At 62.9% G+C, this 15,625-nt stretch carries 13 protein-coding genes and 1 pseudogene; 7 read left to right on the top strand and 7 right to left on the bottom strand.

Features of this window, described 5'->3' with window-relative positions:
• On the top strand, positions 1-1,509 hold the full coding sequence (locus TM49_RS12340) for an amino acid ABC transporter permease/ATP-binding protein (RefSeq protein WP_052699830.1): 1,509 nt from the start codon (positions 1-3) through the stop codon (positions 1,507-1,509).
• A gap of 39 nt (positions 1,510-1,548) precedes the next feature.
• Here the strand turns inward: TM49_RS12340 and TM49_RS12335 are convergent, their stop codons facing one another.
• The 7 genes and pseudogenes from TM49_RS12335 to TM49_RS12305 form a co-directional block, all read right to left on the bottom strand.
• On the bottom strand, positions 1,549-2,163 hold the full coding sequence (locus tag TM49_RS12335) for a response regulator (protein WP_045681622.1): 615 nt from the start codon (positions 2,161-2,163) through the stop codon (positions 1,549-1,551).
• Positions 2,164-2,412: 249 nt separating this feature from the next.
• Positions 2,413-3,828 carry an amidohydrolase family protein gene (locus TM49_RS12330; RefSeq protein ID WP_045681620.1) on the bottom strand — a complete coding sequence of 472 codons (1,416 nt, stop codon included), beginning with the start codon at positions 3,826-3,828 and terminating at the stop codon, positions 2,413-2,415.
• A 22-nt stretch (positions 3,829-3,850) separates the two neighbouring features.
• Positions 3,851-4,225: pseudogene (locus tag TM49_RS12325) on the bottom strand (ABC transporter permease); the annotation flags it as partial.
• Between the two features lie 108 nt (positions 4,226-4,333).
• Complete coding sequence (locus TM49_RS12320) at positions 4,334-4,852, bottom strand: sarcosine oxidase subunit gamma family protein (RefSeq protein WP_045681618.1); 519 nt, start codon at positions 4,850-4,852, stop codon at positions 4,334-4,336.
• The gene (locus TM49_RS12315) at positions 4,845-7,787 is read right to left on the bottom strand and encodes a sarcosine oxidase subunit alpha family protein (protein WP_045681616.1); all 2,943 of its coding nucleotides are present in this window, start codon (positions 7,785-7,787) and stop codon (positions 4,845-4,847) included. Before TM49_RS12315 ends, TM49_RS12320 begins: the two co-directional genes overlap by 8 nt.
• Positions 7,784-8,062, bottom strand: a complete 279-nt coding sequence (locus TM49_RS12310) for a sarcosine oxidase subunit delta (protein ID WP_045681614.1) — start codon at positions 8,060-8,062, stop codon at positions 7,784-7,786. The genes TM49_RS12315 and TM49_RS12310 overlap by 4 nt, the downstream gene beginning before the upstream one ends.
• 19 nt (positions 8,063-8,081) lie before the next feature.
• Positions 8,082-9,332, bottom strand: a complete 1,251-nt coding sequence (locus TM49_RS12305; RefSeq protein WP_045681613.1) for a sarcosine oxidase subunit beta family protein — start codon at positions 9,330-9,332, stop codon at positions 8,082-8,084.
• 90 nt (positions 9,333-9,422) lie between these two features.
• On the opposite strand from TM49_RS12305, the gene TM49_RS12300 reads away from it, so the two are divergent.
• The 6 genes from TM49_RS12300 to glnT all read left to right on the top strand — a co-directional run bounded on the left by TM49_RS12300 (position 9,423) and on the right by glnT (position 15,588).
• Positions 9,423-10,391, top strand: a complete 969-nt coding sequence (locus TM49_RS12300; RefSeq protein WP_045681611.1) for a GlxA family transcriptional regulator — start codon at positions 9,423-9,425, stop codon at positions 10,389-10,391.
• A gap of 59 nt (positions 10,392-10,450) precedes the next feature.
• Positions 10,451-11,107, top strand: coding sequence for a helix-turn-helix domain-containing protein (locus TM49_RS12295; protein ID WP_045681609.1), 657 nt, complete (start codon positions 10,451-10,453; stop codon positions 11,105-11,107).
• A 91-nt stretch (positions 11,108-11,198) separates the two neighbouring features.
• The gene (locus TM49_RS12290; protein ID WP_045681607.1) at positions 11,199-12,104 is read left to right on the top strand and encodes a class II glutamine amidotransferase; all 906 of its coding nucleotides are present in this window, start codon (positions 11,199-11,201) and stop codon (positions 12,102-12,104) included.
• 22 nt (positions 12,105-12,126) lie between these two features.
• The gene (locus tag TM49_RS12285; protein ID WP_045681606.1) at positions 12,127-12,813 is read left to right on the top strand and encodes a GltB/FmdC/FwdC-like GXGXG domain-containing protein; all 687 of its coding nucleotides are present in this window, start codon (positions 12,127-12,129) and stop codon (positions 12,811-12,813) included.
• 15 nt (positions 12,814-12,828) lie between these two features.
• A complete protein-coding gene (locus TM49_RS12280) occupies positions 12,829-14,157 on the top strand; it encodes an FMN-binding glutamate synthase family protein (RefSeq protein ID WP_045681604.1) in 1,329 nt (442 codons plus the stop codon).
• A 126-nt stretch (positions 14,158-14,283) separates the two neighbouring features.
• Complete coding sequence (gene glnT, locus TM49_RS12275; protein ID WP_280136240.1) at positions 14,284-15,588, top strand: type III glutamate--ammonia ligase; 1,305 nt, start codon at positions 14,284-14,286, stop codon at positions 15,586-15,588.
• The last annotated feature ends 37 nt before the right edge of the window (positions 15,589-15,625 follow it).

Below are 15,625 nucleotides of genomic sequence, written 5' to 3'. Positions count from 1 at the left end.
ATGGGATTCAGCTTCTCCATATTCGTCGACTTCGTCACCTCGCCGCTGGTCGCTCATGCGGCCTGGGTGACGATCTGGGTCGCGGTCGTCGCGCAGACCATTGGCACCGTGCTCGGGACCGGTCTGGGCGTTATGCTGACGTCGAAATCCCGGGCATTGTCCTGGTCGGCCCAGTTCTACCTCTGGCTGTTCAAGGGAACGCCGCTGCTCGCGCAGATCCTGTTCTTCTATTCCGCCCTCCCCCAGATGGGCCTGCGTCTCAGCCTCGTCGCGACGGGACTTCTGGGCCTCGGCCTCAACGAGGCAGCGCGGATGGGCGATATCGTGCGCGCCGGCCTGATGGCCGTGCCGGACGAACAGCGCGAAGCCGCCGCTTCCTTGGGGCTGCGCCCATGGATCACCTTCCGCAAGGTGATCTTCCCGCAGGCCATGCGCACCATCCTGCCGCCACTCGGCAACAATTTCAGCTACATGATCAAGGCCACTTCGTTGCTGGCCACCATCTCCTTCGCCGAACTCCTGCGTGTTTCCCAGCAGCTTGCGCAGTCAACCACCCATGCACTCGAGGCCTATTGTGCTGCCTCTGTCTGGTACCTGGCCCTGATCACCATCTGGACACTGATCCAGCGCCGGCTTGAAAAGAAGATCGCTCTCAACGGCCGCGATACCGCGCCCGCCGCAAATGTCGCCGTCCAGGCCCTTCCCGACGACATCAGGCCGGCGATTGAGCTGCCTACATCGGATGCTCCGGTCACGATCGAAGCGCGGAATATCAGCAAGCAGTTCGGCGGACACACCGCGCTGCATCCGACCGACCTGATCGTGCGTCGCGGAGAAGTGGTGGTCATCCTCGGCCCCTCCGGCTCAGGCAAGAGCACGCTGCTCAGGACCCTGAACTGGATCGAGCCCGCCGATGATGGCGATATCCGCATCGACGGTGAAAGCCTTCCGTGGCGCTTCGCCAACGGCCGTCGGGTGCGACGCGGCGACGCGGCGATCAACCGGACCCGCCAGCGCATCGGCATGGTGTTCCAGCATTTCGGACTGTTCAAGACCTACACCGCCCGGGAAAACGTGGCGCTCGGCCTGATCAAGCTGAAGAAGATGCCGCGTGCGGAAGCCTTCGCCAAGGCCGAGGCGCTTCTCACACGCGTGGGCCTTTCAAAGCAGGTTGGCGCCTTTCCGGTGGAGCTTTCAGGCGGCCAGCGTCAGCGTGTGGCGATCGCCCGCGCGCTCTCGATGGATCCGGTGGCGCTGCTCTTCGACGAGCCCACCTCGGCGCTCGATCCCGAGACCGTGAACGAGGTGCTGAATGTCATGACCACAATCGCCCACGAAGGCGTGACCATGGTTGTCGTCACCCACGAAGTCGGCTTTGCCCGTCGGATCGCCGACCGTGTCGTGTTCATGGAAGCCGGTCGCAAGCTGATGGACCTTCCGGTGGCGCGAGCGTTCTCGGCAGAGGCCCCCGAGCGTTTCCGTGCCTTCCTCAGGCATATCGACGCCTAGCACCGGCCCCTTTTCCGCATCCAGCTCGCCTCCGCGGCGTCAGAAGAGCCCGGCGTCCTTCGCAATCATCGCAGCCATGGTGCGGTTGCGGGCTTCGAGCTTGCGGCAAAGGGTCTTGACGTGAAGTTTCACCGTAACCTCCTGCAGGCCGAGCGCGCGGGCGATCTCCTTGTTGGCGAGCCCCTCGACAAGCCCCTTTAGAACGTCGACTTCGCGGCCCGTGAGTTTTTCCGCAAGCGGATGGACGGTCTTCTGCTCCTTCTCCGTCATGAACTGCACGGGCGCATATTGCTCGCCAGCCGCCATGAACCGGACCGCATGGATCAGCGATTTCGCCGGGAGGGTCTTCGGCAGGAAACCGGCAGCACCCGATTCCAGTGCCTGTTCCGCGACATCGCGCGAGGCGGTTCCGGAAATAATGGCGACCGGACTGCCGAAATTGAGGTCCTTCGCTCTGGCAAGCCCCTCGAGACCGTTCATGCCGGGCATCGTATAGTCGAGCAGCACTAGGTCGAAGGGGCCCTCGCGGTTCATCAGTTCGGCAGCCCCGTCGAAGTCAGCCGCGACCGAAATGCGAAGGCCGGGCTCGTTCGACAGAAACGCGCAGATCGTGTCGCGAACCAGTTCGTGGTCATCGGCAATCAGTATCTTCATGAGATGCCCCTCCTCATGATCATTCGCTACGGTAAGCTTAAACCTGAATTTACACAATAAAGGCGCGTTGTCACATTCGCCCGAAAGCGGCGAATGCACCAAACCTTTGAACCGAGGAAGGATGATCAGCGCAGAAGCCGCTAGACGGCGTTCGCCGCAGCGCTGACGTTCCCGCACATGTCACGCAGCATAGAAAGACCGCCGCCATCGCGCGGCAGAAGACGGTCTCCCGCCCGACGTTTCTGCCGATCAGGCGAAGCGCTCTTCGGCCAGCGCAGCGCGGCCGCTTTCTTCGAGGATGCGCAGCGTGCGCTCGCGCAGTGCCGCTGCCGCCGTTGGCGCGGATGCGTCAGTCAGGACGCCACCGGTCTTCTTCGCCACGCCGTTGACGAACACCGTTTCGACATTTGAGCTGTCGGCGTAGGCCACGACCGCATCCACCGGATCGATCGACGGCACGAGATTAATGTCGTTGGCGCGGATGATCGTGATATCGGCCTGCTTTCCGGGTTCGAGCGAGCCGATGCGATGGCCGAGGCCCATCGAGCGGGCGTTGCCGATGGTTGCCCATTTCAGCGCTTCGTAGGTACCGTGAACCTTGCGGGCGGGAACAGGCATGCCGCGATAAACGGCATTGGTGGCAGCCGGCGCCTCGGACTTGGCGACGGCATCGCGCTTGATGTTGCGAAACAGCCGGTCGATTGCGAGGCTTTCGCGCATCGCCGAGAGCATCGAGCCTGCCGTTGCCGTTTCGGAGTCGTTACCGATCGCCGGCATGCCGCCGGCATCGATGACGCGGCTGACGAGCGGTGCCTTGGACCCGCCGGAAACTTCCGTCGTCGGCGTTGCGGTGATGGTGTTGCCCTGCTCGATCAGAAGCCTGATCTCGTCATCCGACATGGCGTTGCCGTGGACGGCATTGTGCTTGTCAGCCAGGATGCCCTTTTCGGCGAGGGTGAAATAGCCGCGATCGACCTTGCCCTTGCGGCCCGAATAATGGGCGCTGGACCAGACATCGAGCTCGGCTGCAAGCGCGAAATCCTTCTCGCAGACCTCGACCGGCGAATAGTCCGGCCCCAGAATCCCGAGCGCCAGGCTCATCATGCCGCCATCGGCGGAATAGAGCCTGCGCAGACGCCGCGCCTCTTCCGCAGGATGCGGGATCTGCGAAAAATGCACCTCGCCTTCGCGCGGCAGGGTCTTCACCGTGCCGTGGATGAAGAGCGAGCGGATACCGGCGCGCTCCAGCCCCGCGATCGCCGCGTCGGAGTGCTCCGGCGTGCGGTTGCCATGGCACCATTCGAAGACCGTGGTGACGCCGCCATTCAACAGCGAAAGGCCTCCGACATATTCCGACTGGAACATGTCTTCCGGCTGATAGACCGGGACCCATTCCGTCTGCATATGAAGGTGATGCTCGATGCCGGTCCAGTCGACGCCGAAGCCGCGCACTGCCGTCTGCCACATGTGGATATGGCCATTGATCAGGCCGGGAATGACGATCCGGTCAGTACCGTCGATAATGTCGCAATCCGGGCCGGGATCGATGTCCGGGCCGACCGCAACGATCACGTCATCTTCGAACAGAACGCCGGCATTCTTGAGGATGCGATCCTTGTCATCCATGGTGATGACGGTGGCGTTGCGAATGAAGGTTTTCGTCATATCATTGTTTTCCTTTTAAAAATCATCCGCGCGGATCAAGCGCATCGCGCAGACCGTCGCCGAGCAGATTGAAGGCAAGCACGATCAGACATATGGCTCCGCCCGGAAAGATCGACATCCAGGGCGCCTGTTCGAGAAAATTCTTGGCGGTGTTCAGCATCGAGCCCCAGGACGGGTTCGGCGACTGCTGGCCGATGCCAAGGAAGCTCAGTGCGGCCTCGGAGATGATCGCGGTCGCAATCGAGATGGTCGCCTGCACGATGATCGGCGGCAACATGTTGGGCAGGATGTAGCGGATCATGATCCAGCGATGCGGCAGGCCGATTGCCCGCGCGCCTTCGACATAATCTTCCGTCTTCGTTACCAGCACCTGGCCGCGGCCGAGCCGGATGAAGATCCGGCCCTATCCGAAGAGTGGGTGAATTCAGGGCTGCGGGGAATGACTGGCGACGCATGGCTGTCGCCGAAGCAATGCCGAGAACTTCTGCCCGGACCGGCAGAAGTTCTACACCTTCAGCCCCTCGCTGCATGCCTCCCAAAGACTGTCGGCGTAGCTGCGCAGGACGATGATCTCGTATGCACTCGGCCCGGTGCGAGTCAGGTGCCCCGAGATATGACCGAGGAGCGTCGCCTGCGTCTGACCGATACCGAAGGAGGGCGCCCCCAGATCGACGGCGGTGAGCCGCGAAAGCACGAGGTCCGCATCCTTTCCGGAGATCGCGAACCGGACACGGCCGTGGCTCTGGTCCACGAGATGGGCACTTTCACCGAGCGCATCCTGAAGCGCGGCAAGCGCAGCCGGTGTCATGGGGGCATCATCGACAATGAACCACTGGCCCGGTGCGATCTTGCGTAATGCGCCACCTTCGGGAAGGTATGACTGCAAGAGCGCAGTGAGTTCACCATCGGCGAGGCAAGACAGGATATGAAGGACGAGGCCCTCGGGCAAGGCTTCGAGCCGCAAACCCTCCGTGACCAGGTTTTCGCGCAATGCCGGGCGATGTTCCAGCTTGAAATCAGCCATGGAGCTTCTCGTTCGAAGGATCGTAAAATACAGGATCGCAGAGGCGCGCCGGGGTAGATCGGCCCCGCAGCCCATCCCAGACGACCACGGCTTCGCCGTGACGGCTGCGACCGGCGGAAGCCAGCGCGAGACCGATCATCGAACCGAGATGGGGCGAGAAAGCCGCCGAGGTCACGTGCCCCTGATCGTTTTCCAGCGTCGCTGCATCGCCGCTGCGCAGGATATGCGCGCCCGCCGAGAACATGCCGTCTTTTTCCAGCGGCACGACGCCAACAAGCTGCAGCCTGCCCGGCGCTGTCAGGCCGTCGCGCCCGAGCATGGCCTTGCCGATGAAGTCACGCTTCTTCGTCGAGACCATGCGCCCGAAACCGAGATCGTCCGGCACGACGGTGCCATTGATCTCGTTGTGGGTGACGTGCCCCTTCTCGATTCTCAGGACACTCATCGCTTCGACACCGTAAGGCTGAAGACCATGCTCGCGCCCCGCCGCCATCAACGCATCGGCAACGCTTTCGCCATAGCCGGCGGGAACCGCGAGTTCATAGGCAAGTTCGCCCGAAAACGAGATACGGAAGAGACGTGCGGCCACCTGCCCGTTGCAGAGCGTCACTTCGCGCGCGGCAAGGAAAGGCACCACCGCATCCGAGATGTCGTCATCAACAAGCGCCGAGAGTATGAGCCGGGATTTGGGGCCGGCAATAGCCATCTGCGCCCACTGATCGGTGACGGAGGCGAGCTGGACATCGAGCTCCGGCCAGTGCACCTGGGCACAAAATTCGAGATGGTTGAGAACACCGGCGGCCCCTGCCGTGGTGGTCGTCATGAAGTATCGGGTTTCACCAAGCCGGCTGGTCGTGCCGTCATCATAGATATGGCCGTCTTCGCGCAGCATCAGGCCATATCGCGCCTTGCCGACCGGGAGTTTGAGAAAACCGTTGGCATAGATGCGGTTGAGGAATTCGGCAGCATCAGTGCCGCATACCTCGATCTTGCCGAGCATGGAAACATCGCAGAGCCCGGCGTTCTCCCGCACGTTCAGCACTTCGCGGTCGACGCTTTGGCGCCAGCCGGTCTCGCCATCGCGCGGGAACCAGGCCGAGCGATACCAGAGCCCGGTCTCGGTAAACTGCGCGCCGTTCTTTTCCGCCCAGCCATGCAACGGCGACTTGCGCACCGGTTGGAAATGCCGGCCGTGATGCGTGCCCGTCAGCGCGCCGAAGGAAACCGGCGTGTAGAACGGCCGGAAGGTGGTGGTGCCGACCTCGGCCGGGGACACGCCCCGTGCTTCCGCCAGAAGCCCGATGGCATTGATGTTGGAAAGCTTGCCCTGATCAGTCGCCATGCCGTTGGTGGTGTAGCGCTTGGCGAGTTCGACATGGCCGTAGCCCTCTCTGACGGCAAGGCCGAGATCGCCCTTGTGCACGTCGTTCTGGAAATCGACGAAGGCCTTTCCTTTGATACCGGGAATGGTCCAGAGCGGCTTGGATGGCGCTTGGGCCGTATCGCCTTCGATATCGCTGGGCTCGAAGGGAAAGGCATTGATGCCAAGGTCCCTCAGCAGCCCCACGGCGTGGGCCGCACCGCTTTCCATCGCGGCCGAAAGCCCCGAAACGCCCTTGGCCGCACCACTCAGTGCCAGTCCATCGAGCTTTCCGGGTGCCAAGAAGGCGCCGGCGACTTCGTTCCAGACCGGCCGGCCGCCCCGGTGGCAGGCGAGGTGAATGATCGGGCTGAAGCCGCCGGAGACGGCCAGCGCATCGACGTCGATTGCCTCGCGATTTCCATCCTTCAGGATCGTGATCGCGGACAGCGCCCTGCCGCCACGAGCATCGCATACATAGGCGCCCCGGACGACCCGTGCGGCACCCGCCCATTCGGGCCCCTCGGCCCGGCTGTCGACAATTGCGGCCGGAACGATCCCTGCCCGCTCCAGATCGGCGGCAAGCGCATAGCCGCTGTCATTGGTGGTGAAGATTGCCACGCGCCGGCCCGGCGCCACACCATAGCGATTGAGATAGGTGCGCATGGCGCCTGCCAGCATGACGCCCGGTATATCATTGCCGCCGAAGACCAGCGGCCGCTCCTCCGCACCTGTTGCCAGCAGGATGCGACCGGCCGCGATGCGCCACAGCCGCTCAGCCGGTCCCGCCCCGTTTCCGGTGAGTTCAATCGCGCCGATGACATTGCCGTCATACCAGCCGAAGGCCGTGGTGCGCTTGAGGATCCGGACATTGGGAAGCCCGCGCAGTTCCGCGACGGCCTCGGCGACGAAGGCCGATGCCGGGCCGCCGCCGATCATGGCGCTTTCGGAAAGAAGAAACCCGCCCGGCTCTCTCTGCTCATCGACCAGAATGACGCGCGCGCCGCTTCGCCCCGCCGTCAGTGCCGCGGCAAGCCCGGCGGCACCCGCGCCGACGATGGCGAGGTTGCAATGCGCCCAGCATTTTTCATAAGTATCCGGATCATCCTCATAGCTTGCCCGGCCGAGGCCGGCCGCGCGACGGATGAAAGGCTCGTAGACTTTCTCCCAGAAGGGCTTCGGCCACATGAAGGTCTTGTAGTAGAAGCCGGCGCTCAGGAACGGCGACAACAGGCCATTGAGCGCACCGATATCATGTTGAAGCGTCGGCCAGCGGTTCTGGCTTCGGGCGCTGAGCCCATCGAACAGGGGCTGCATGGTCGCACGGGTATTGGGCGTCGTGCGTCCGCCTGTGCCGATCGTCAGCAGCGCGCTCGGCTCGGCGGCACCGGCTGTCATGATGCCGCGCGGGCGATGGTATTTGAAGCTGCGACCGACGAGCAATGTGCCATTGGCCAGGAGCGCCGAGGCGAGGCTGTCACCGGCAAAACCAGACATCAACTTTCCATCGAATGAAAAGCGAAGCGCCGTGCTGCGGTCGACAAGCCCACCTTTTTCAAGCCGGTACGGCGTCATGACCGCACCTCCGCCCGCCCTGCTTCGGCGGCATCGATGGTGCTTTCGATCTCATGGGTCACCGTATCGCGCGTGACGATCAGCCACCGCCGGCAAGCGGATGTGTGGTGCCAGTATTCGCGGTACCTGCCGCGCGGATTGTCGCGCAGATAGACATAGTCCATCCAGGCGGTCTCCCCGGCATCCGGCTCCGGCCTTTTGACGACGGCGCCCTTGACGGTGAACTCCTCCTTCGGGCGGCTGCCGCAATGGGGACAGGATATCAGGCTTGCCATGGTGTTCTCCTTGTCCCGCTCAGTGGAGGTTCGGCTGGGCGCCCACGCCCTTTTCATCGATCAGATAGCCGCGTTCGAAACGATCGAGGCGGAAGGCCTTCGCCGTTTCGTGTGGCGTGCCGCGCGCCAGAAGGTGGGCAAAGCAGAAGCCGGAGGCCGGCGTCGCCTTGAAGCCGCCATAACACCAGCCGGCGTTGAGGTAGAGGTTGTCGATCGGTGAGCGGTCGATGATCGGCGAGCCGTCCATGCTCATGTCCATGATGCCACCCCAGGCGCGCAGCACCCGCCCCCTTGAGAGTGACGGGATCATCGCCTTGCCGGCTTCGGCCACATGCTCGACGGTCGCGAGATTGCCGCGCTGGGCATAGGAATTGTAACCGTCGATATCGCCGCCGAAGACGAGACCGCCCTTGTCGGATTGCGAGACATAGAAGTGGCCGGCGCCGAAGGTGACGACATTGTCGATGAAGGGCTTCAGTGCTTCGGAAACGAAGGCCTGCAGCACATGGCTTTCGATCGGCAATTTCAGATCCGCCATCCGCGCCACGGCGGAAGAGTTGCCCGCCGCGGCAAGGCCGAGCGTGCTGCAGCCGATGAAGCCGCGCGACGTCTCGACACCGACGACGCGGCCGTTTTCGCGGCGAATGCCGGTGACCTCGCAATTCTGAATGATATCGACACCGTGACTGTCGGCGCCTCGCGCATAGCCCCAGGCGACGGCATCGTGGCGCACTGTGCCGCCGCGCGGCTGCATCAGCGCTCCCTTGATGGGAAAGCGGGCATTGTCGAAATCGAGGAAGGGCAGCATCGTCCGCACCGCCTCCCGGTCCAGGAGTTCCGCATCGACACCGTGGAGACGCATGGCATTGCCGCGCCGCACATAGGCATCGCGCTGGCCATCGCTGTGAAACAGGTTGAGGACGCCGCGCTGGGAAACCATGGCGTTGAAATTGAAATCCTGCTCCAGTCCCTCCCAGAGCTTCATCGACAGCTCGTAGAACGGATTGTTGCCCGGCAGGAGATAGTTGGAACGGATGATCGTCGTGTTACGACCGACATTTCCGGAGCCGATATAGCTCTTCTCCAGCACCGCGACATTGGTGATGCCGAATTCCTTTGCCAGATAGTAGGCCGTCGCCAGCCCGTGGCCGCCGCCGCCGACAATGATGACATCATAATGCGGTTTCGGCTCCGGCATGCGCCATGCGGGCTTCCAGTGCCGATTGCCGAAAAGGCCGTTCTTGAGAATGGAAAGAGCGCTGTAGGACATGAGCCGCCTGCCGTGGTGTTTGACAAAAGCCTAGCCGCCTTCAAGCAAATCTCGTTGCACAAAAAGGACTTTTCTTTATAGAATTGGGACATGACCTCTTCTGCCATACGCCCCGGCCACACCTTCGGCTTCATTCTTGTGCCCGGCTTTGCGCTGATGTCCTATGCGTCGGCGACCGAGCCGCTGCGGGCCGCCAATCTTCTGGCGGGTCAGGAACTCTTTCGCTGGCAGACCTTCTCGATTGACGGCGGTCCCGTCGCCAGTTCCTCCGGCGCGAGCGTCCCCTGCGCAAAGCTCACCGCAGAAGGTGCCCTGCCCCATTTCATGTTCGTGTGCGCCGGCGGCACGCCGGACGCGTGGCATATGCCGAAACTGACCGCGGCGCTGCGCCGGCTTGCCCGCCGCGGCGACATGCTTGGCGGCATTTCCGGCGGGCCCTATCTGCTGGCCGAAGCAGGCCTGCTGGATGGCCGCGATTTCACGATCCACTGGGAGCATGCCGCAGCGCTCATCGAGGCTTTTCCCCACCTGCAGCCACGCCAGGCCCGCTTTGTCATGGATGGAAACCGCATCACCTGCGGCGGCGGCGTCGCGCCGCTCGACATGATGCATGCGATCATCGCCGAGCGCATGGGCGAAGCCTTCGCCCGGAGGGTGAGCGACTGGTACCTGCACACAGCGGTCGCCCCATCGGCCGCCCCGCAACGCGCGGTCATCGCTGAGCGCTACAATGTGAACCACCCGGTTCTCCTGAATGTGCTGGAGAAGATGGAAGCTACGATCGAAAGCCCGCTGACACGCAGAGCCATGGCCGCCTTCGCCGGCATCAGCGACCGCCATCTCGACAGGCTTTTCAACGCGCATATGAACACGCACTACCGCGATATCTATCGCGCAATCCGCCTTGCCCATGCCCGTCGCCTGATGCAGCAAAGCCCGCTTTCACTTGCCGAAATTGCTTATGCGACAGGATTTTCAAGTGCTGCGCATTTCTCCCGTGCCTTCAGCGAACATTACGGCCATCCGCCATCGAAAGAGCGTCGCAGACCCGGCCTCTGAAATTGCCGCAGTTTCACTCCGGGGAAAATTCCCGTATTTGAAGGAACCACGGATTATCAATGAACAAGGACGCGACAGTGCCCGACAAGCCGCTCAGCCAGAACCCGCACGCCGTTCGCGAAGCACCCGAGAAGAACCTCGAGCGCGCGATCGGCCACGAGGTGCGCACCTTCCGCAAGGCGCTCGGCATCACCGTCAGCGACCTTTCGGCGTCAACCGGCATTTCGGTCGGCATGCTCTCGAAGATCGAGAACGGCAACATCTCGCCTTCTCTCAACTCGCTGCAGGCGCTTTCGCGGGCGCTGGGCGTTCCCGTGACCGCTTTCTTTCGACGCTATGAGGAGCAGCGCAACGCGACATTCGTCAAGGCAGGCGAAGGCGTCAACATCGAGCGCCGGGGCACCCGCGCCGGCCACCAGTACAGCCTTCTCGGCCATATCGACAACAATACGTCCGGCGTCACGGTCGAGCCCTACCTAATCACTCTCACCACCGATTCCGACGTATTTCCCACCTTCCAGCACGAAGGCATGGAGTTCCTCTACATGCTGGAGGGCAAGGTGACCTATCGCCATGGCGACAATCGCTATGTGATGGAGGCGGGCGACAGCCTGTTCTTCGATGCGGATGCACCGCATGGCCCGGAAGTACTGACGGAGCTGCCCGCGCGCTACCTCTCCATCATCTCCTACAGGCAGGCCAGACCCGTTGACTGATTATTCCTCAGGAGAATTTTTTATTCTTGATAATTGAAAACTGTCTCGGTCTCTGTTACTGCTGGTTTCAGCAACGAACGGAGAAGCGCCGATGTGCGGGATTGTTGGATTATTCCTGAAGGACAAGAGCCTCGAGCCACAGCTTGGCACATTGCTGGCCGACATGCTGGTGACGATGACGGATCGCGGACCGGATTCCGCCGGCCTCGCCATCTATTCTGGCACTGACGGCAAGACGCTGAAGGTCACGGTGCAATCCGCTGAACCTGAAGCCGATTTCGAAGGCCTTGCCGAAGCGCTTGCAGCCGCCGGCTACCCCGCTTCCGTCACCGTCAAGTCCACGCACGCCGTGATCGCCCTCCAGGCCGCTTCGGCCGATGGCATCCGCGAGACGCTTGCCCGGATCAGACCGTCCCTGCGCGTCATGGGCGTCGGCGAAAGCGTCGAAATCTACAAGGAGACCGGCCTTCCGGCCGACGTCATCGACCGGTTCGATATCCGCGCCATGTCCGGCAGCCACGGCATTGGCCACACCCGCATGGCGACGGAATCGGCTGTCACCACGCTCGGCGCCCATCCGTTTTCGACCGGCGCCGACCAGTGCCTGGTTCACAATGGCTCTCTCTCCAACCACAACAATCTCCGCCGCGCGCTTATCCGCGAGGGCATTGCCTTCGAGACCGAGAACGATACCGAGGTCGGTGCCGCCTATCTCTCCGCCGCCATGGCCGGCGGCAAGGATCTCGGCGAAGCGCTCGACGGGGCGCTTTCCGATCTCGATGGCTTTTTCACCTTCGTGGTCGGCACGAAGTCGGGCTTCGGAGTGCTGCGCGATCCGATTGCCTGCAAGCCTGCGGTGATGGCCGAGACCGATCAATACGTCGCCTTCGGCTCCGAATATCGCGCGCTTGTCGGGCTCCCCGGCATCGAGACCGCCCGCGTCTGGGAGCCGGAGCCGGCCACCGTCTATTTCTGGGATCACGAGAAGGCCGCCTGACCGGCCGCCCGAGGACACAAGCATGCCCGTTTTCGATCTTTCAAAGTCCAGCCTGCGGGACCTCAACCAGGCGCTCCACGCACTCACCGATGGCGACAACGACACGGCCTTCGAGGTGGTCAATCCGCGCGGCAGTCACGCGATCGCCGTCGGCATCGACGAGCCCGTGACGGTCGATGTCCACGGTTCGACAGGCTACTACTGCGCCGGGATGAATGATGGCGGCACGGTCACCGTTCACGGCTCAGCCGGCCCCGGCGTTGCCGAGAACATGATGTCCGGCACGGTGATCATTGAAGGCGATGCCAGCCAGTATGCCGGCGCGACAGGGCGCGGCGGGCTGCTGGTCATCAAGGGCAATGCGGCCTCGCGCTGCGGCATTTCAATGAAGGGTATCGACATCGTCGTCCATGGCAATATCGGCCACATGTCGGCCTTCATGGCGCAGGCCGGCCATCTGGTCGTGCTCGGCGATGCCGGCGATGCGCTGGGCGACAGCCTCTACGAGGCAAAGATCTTCGTTCGCGGTTCGGTGAAAAGCCTCGGCTCGGACTGCATCGAGAAGGAGATGCGCCCCGAGCATATCGACGCGCTGCAAGACCTGCTGAAACGGGCCGGCGTCACCGATGTCAGCCCGGAAGAGTTCAAGCGGTATGGATCGGCCCGCAAGCTCTACAATTTCAACATCGACAATGCCGACGCGTACTGAAAAGAGGACAAACGCATGAGCTACCAGAATCCGCTTACGCCGCCGCGTCCTTCCGCAACCTTCGATGAATATACGATGGGCGAAATCCGCCGCGCTGCCGCCACCGGGATCTATGACATCCGCGGCGGTGGCGCCAAGCGCCGGCTTCCCCATTTCGACGACCTGCTGTTTCTCGGTGCCTCGATCTCGCGCTATCCGCTGGAAGGCTATCGCGAGAAGTGCAACACCAGCGTCGTCCTCGGTGGCCGTCATGCCAGGAAGCCGATCACCCTGAAGACGCCGATCACGATCGCCGGCATGAGCTTCGGTGCGCTTTCCGGCAATGCCAAGGAAGCGCTGGGCCGCGGCGCAACGCTTGCCGGCACCTCCACCACCACCGGCGATGGCGGCATGACGGACGAGGAACGCGGCCACTCCGAGATCCTCGTCTATCAGTACCTGCCCTCGCGCTACGGCATGAACCCGCGCGACCTGCGCCGGGCCGATGCCATCGAGGTTGTGGCCGGTCAGGGCGCCAAGCCCGGCGGCGGCGGCATGCTGCTTGGCCAGAAGATTTCCGACCGCGTCGCCGAGATGCGCACGCTCCCCAAGGGCATCGACCAACGCTCCGCCTGCCGCCATCCCGACTGGACTGGCCCCGATGATCTTGAGATCAAGATCATGGAAATCCGCGAAATCACGGACTGGGAGAAACCGATCTATGTGAAGGTCGGCGGCTCGCGCCCCTATTACGATACCGCGCTTGCGGTAAAATCCGGCGCCGATGTGATTGTCATCGACGGCATGCAGGGTGGCACGGCGGCAACGCAGGATGTGTTCATCGAGAATGTCGGCCTGCCGACGCTTGCCTGCATCCGCCCCGCTGTCCAGGCGCTTCAGGACCTCGGCATGCATCGCAAGGTGCAGCTGATCATCTCCGGTGGCATCCGGTCCGGCGCCGATGTTGCCAAGGCGATGGCGCTCGGCGCCGATGCGGTCGCGATCGGCACTGCCGCACTCGTGGCACTTGGCGACAACGATCCGCGCTGGGAAGCCGAGTACAACAAGCTCGGCACCACGGCCGGCGCCTATGACGACTGGCATGAGGGCAAGGACCCCGCCGGCATCACCACGCAGGATCCGGAACTTGCCAAGAGGCTCGACCCGGTTGCGGCCGGCCGCAGGCTTGCCAACTATCTGCACGTGATGACCCTTGAGGCCCAGACCATTGCCCGCGCCTGCGGCAAGAATGACCTCCATAACCTCGAGCCCGAAGACCTCGTGGCGCTGACCATGGAGGCCGCAGCCATCGCTAAGGTGCCGCTTGCCGGCACGGACTGGTATCCCGGCAAGGCCGGTTTCTGAACGTATTGGCCGGACCGGCTTCGGCCCGGCAGCTTATACCCGATTTCAGCGGCCTCGCCCGGCAAACAAGGGCATGCCGCGCCTGCGATCCGATTTTTGACTAAAGACAACAAGGGGAACGACGCAGTGCTGGACCTTTCACAGTATGCGGCCGAAAACGGCATCAAGTATTTCATGATCAGCTATACCGATCTCTTCGGCGGCCAGCGGGCAAAGCTCGTGCCGGCGCAGGCGATCGCCGAAATGCAGCAGGATGGTGCCGGCTTTGCCGGCTTTGCCACCTGGCTCGACCTGAGCCCGGCCCATCCCGACCTGTTCGCCGTGCCGGACGCAAGCTCCGTCATCCAGCTCCCCTGGAAGCGGGAAGTGGCCTGGGTCGCCGCCGACTGCGTGATGAACGAGGCACCGCTCGACCAGGCGCCACGCGTGGTGCTGAAGAAACTGGTTGCCGCCGCCGCGGAAGAAGGCTTGCGGGTCAAGACGGGCGTCGAGCCGGAATTCTTCCTGGTCTCCCCCGATGGCTCGGAAATCTCCGACGGCCTCGATACGGCGGAAAAGCCCTGCTACGACCAGCAGGCCGTGATGCGCCGCTATGACGTGATCGCCGAGATCTGCGACTACATGCTGGAACTCGGCTGGAAGCCCTATCAGAACGACCATGAGGACGCCAACGGCCAGTTCGAGATGAACTGGGAATATGACGACGTGCTGAAGACGGCCGACAAGCATTCCTTCTTCAAGTTCATGGTGAAGTCGATCGCCGAAAAGCATGGGCTGAGAGCGACCTTCATGCCCAAGCCGTTCCAGAACCTCACCGGCAATGGCTGCCACGCCCATATTTCCGTCTGGGACCTTGACGGCAAGGTCAACGCCTTCGCCGACAACGACATGCCCTTCGGGCTCTCGGCCAAGGGCAAGCACTTCCTCGGCGGCATCATGCGCCACGCCGAGGCGCTGGCCGCAATCACCAATCCCACCGTGAATTCCTACAAGCGCATCAACGCACCGCGCACGCTTTCGGGCGCCACATGGGCACCAAACACGGTCACCTGGACCGGCAACAACCGCACCCATATGGTGCGTGTGCCAGGCCCCGGCCGTTTCGAGCTCCGGCTCGCCGATGGCGCGGTCAATCCGTATCTCCTGCAATCGGTCATCCTCGCCGCCGGGCTCAGCGGCCTGCACAACGAGGCCGATCCCGGCCCGCATTATGACATCGACATGTATTCCGAAGGCCACAAGGTGACGGACGCGCCGCAACTTCCGCTCAACCTCCTCGATGCGCTGCGCGCCTTCGAGAGCGACGATGAGCTGACCGGCATGCTCGGCAAGGACTTTTCACGCGCCTACCTGAAACAGAAGCGCCTCGAGTGGAACAGTTTCTGCTCGCACTTCAGCCGCTGGGAACGCCAGCACACGCTCGACGTCTGAGACAGGCCCAAACGGGCCCGATCATTCAGCCACCGGC

The sequence above is a fragment of the Martelella endophytica genome, from assembly GCF_000960975.1.
GTDB classification, from domain to species: Bacteria; Pseudomonadota; Alphaproteobacteria; order Rhizobiales; family Rhizobiaceae; genus Martelella; species Martelella endophytica.
This window is presented reverse-complemented; position numbering and strand designations above follow the sequence as displayed.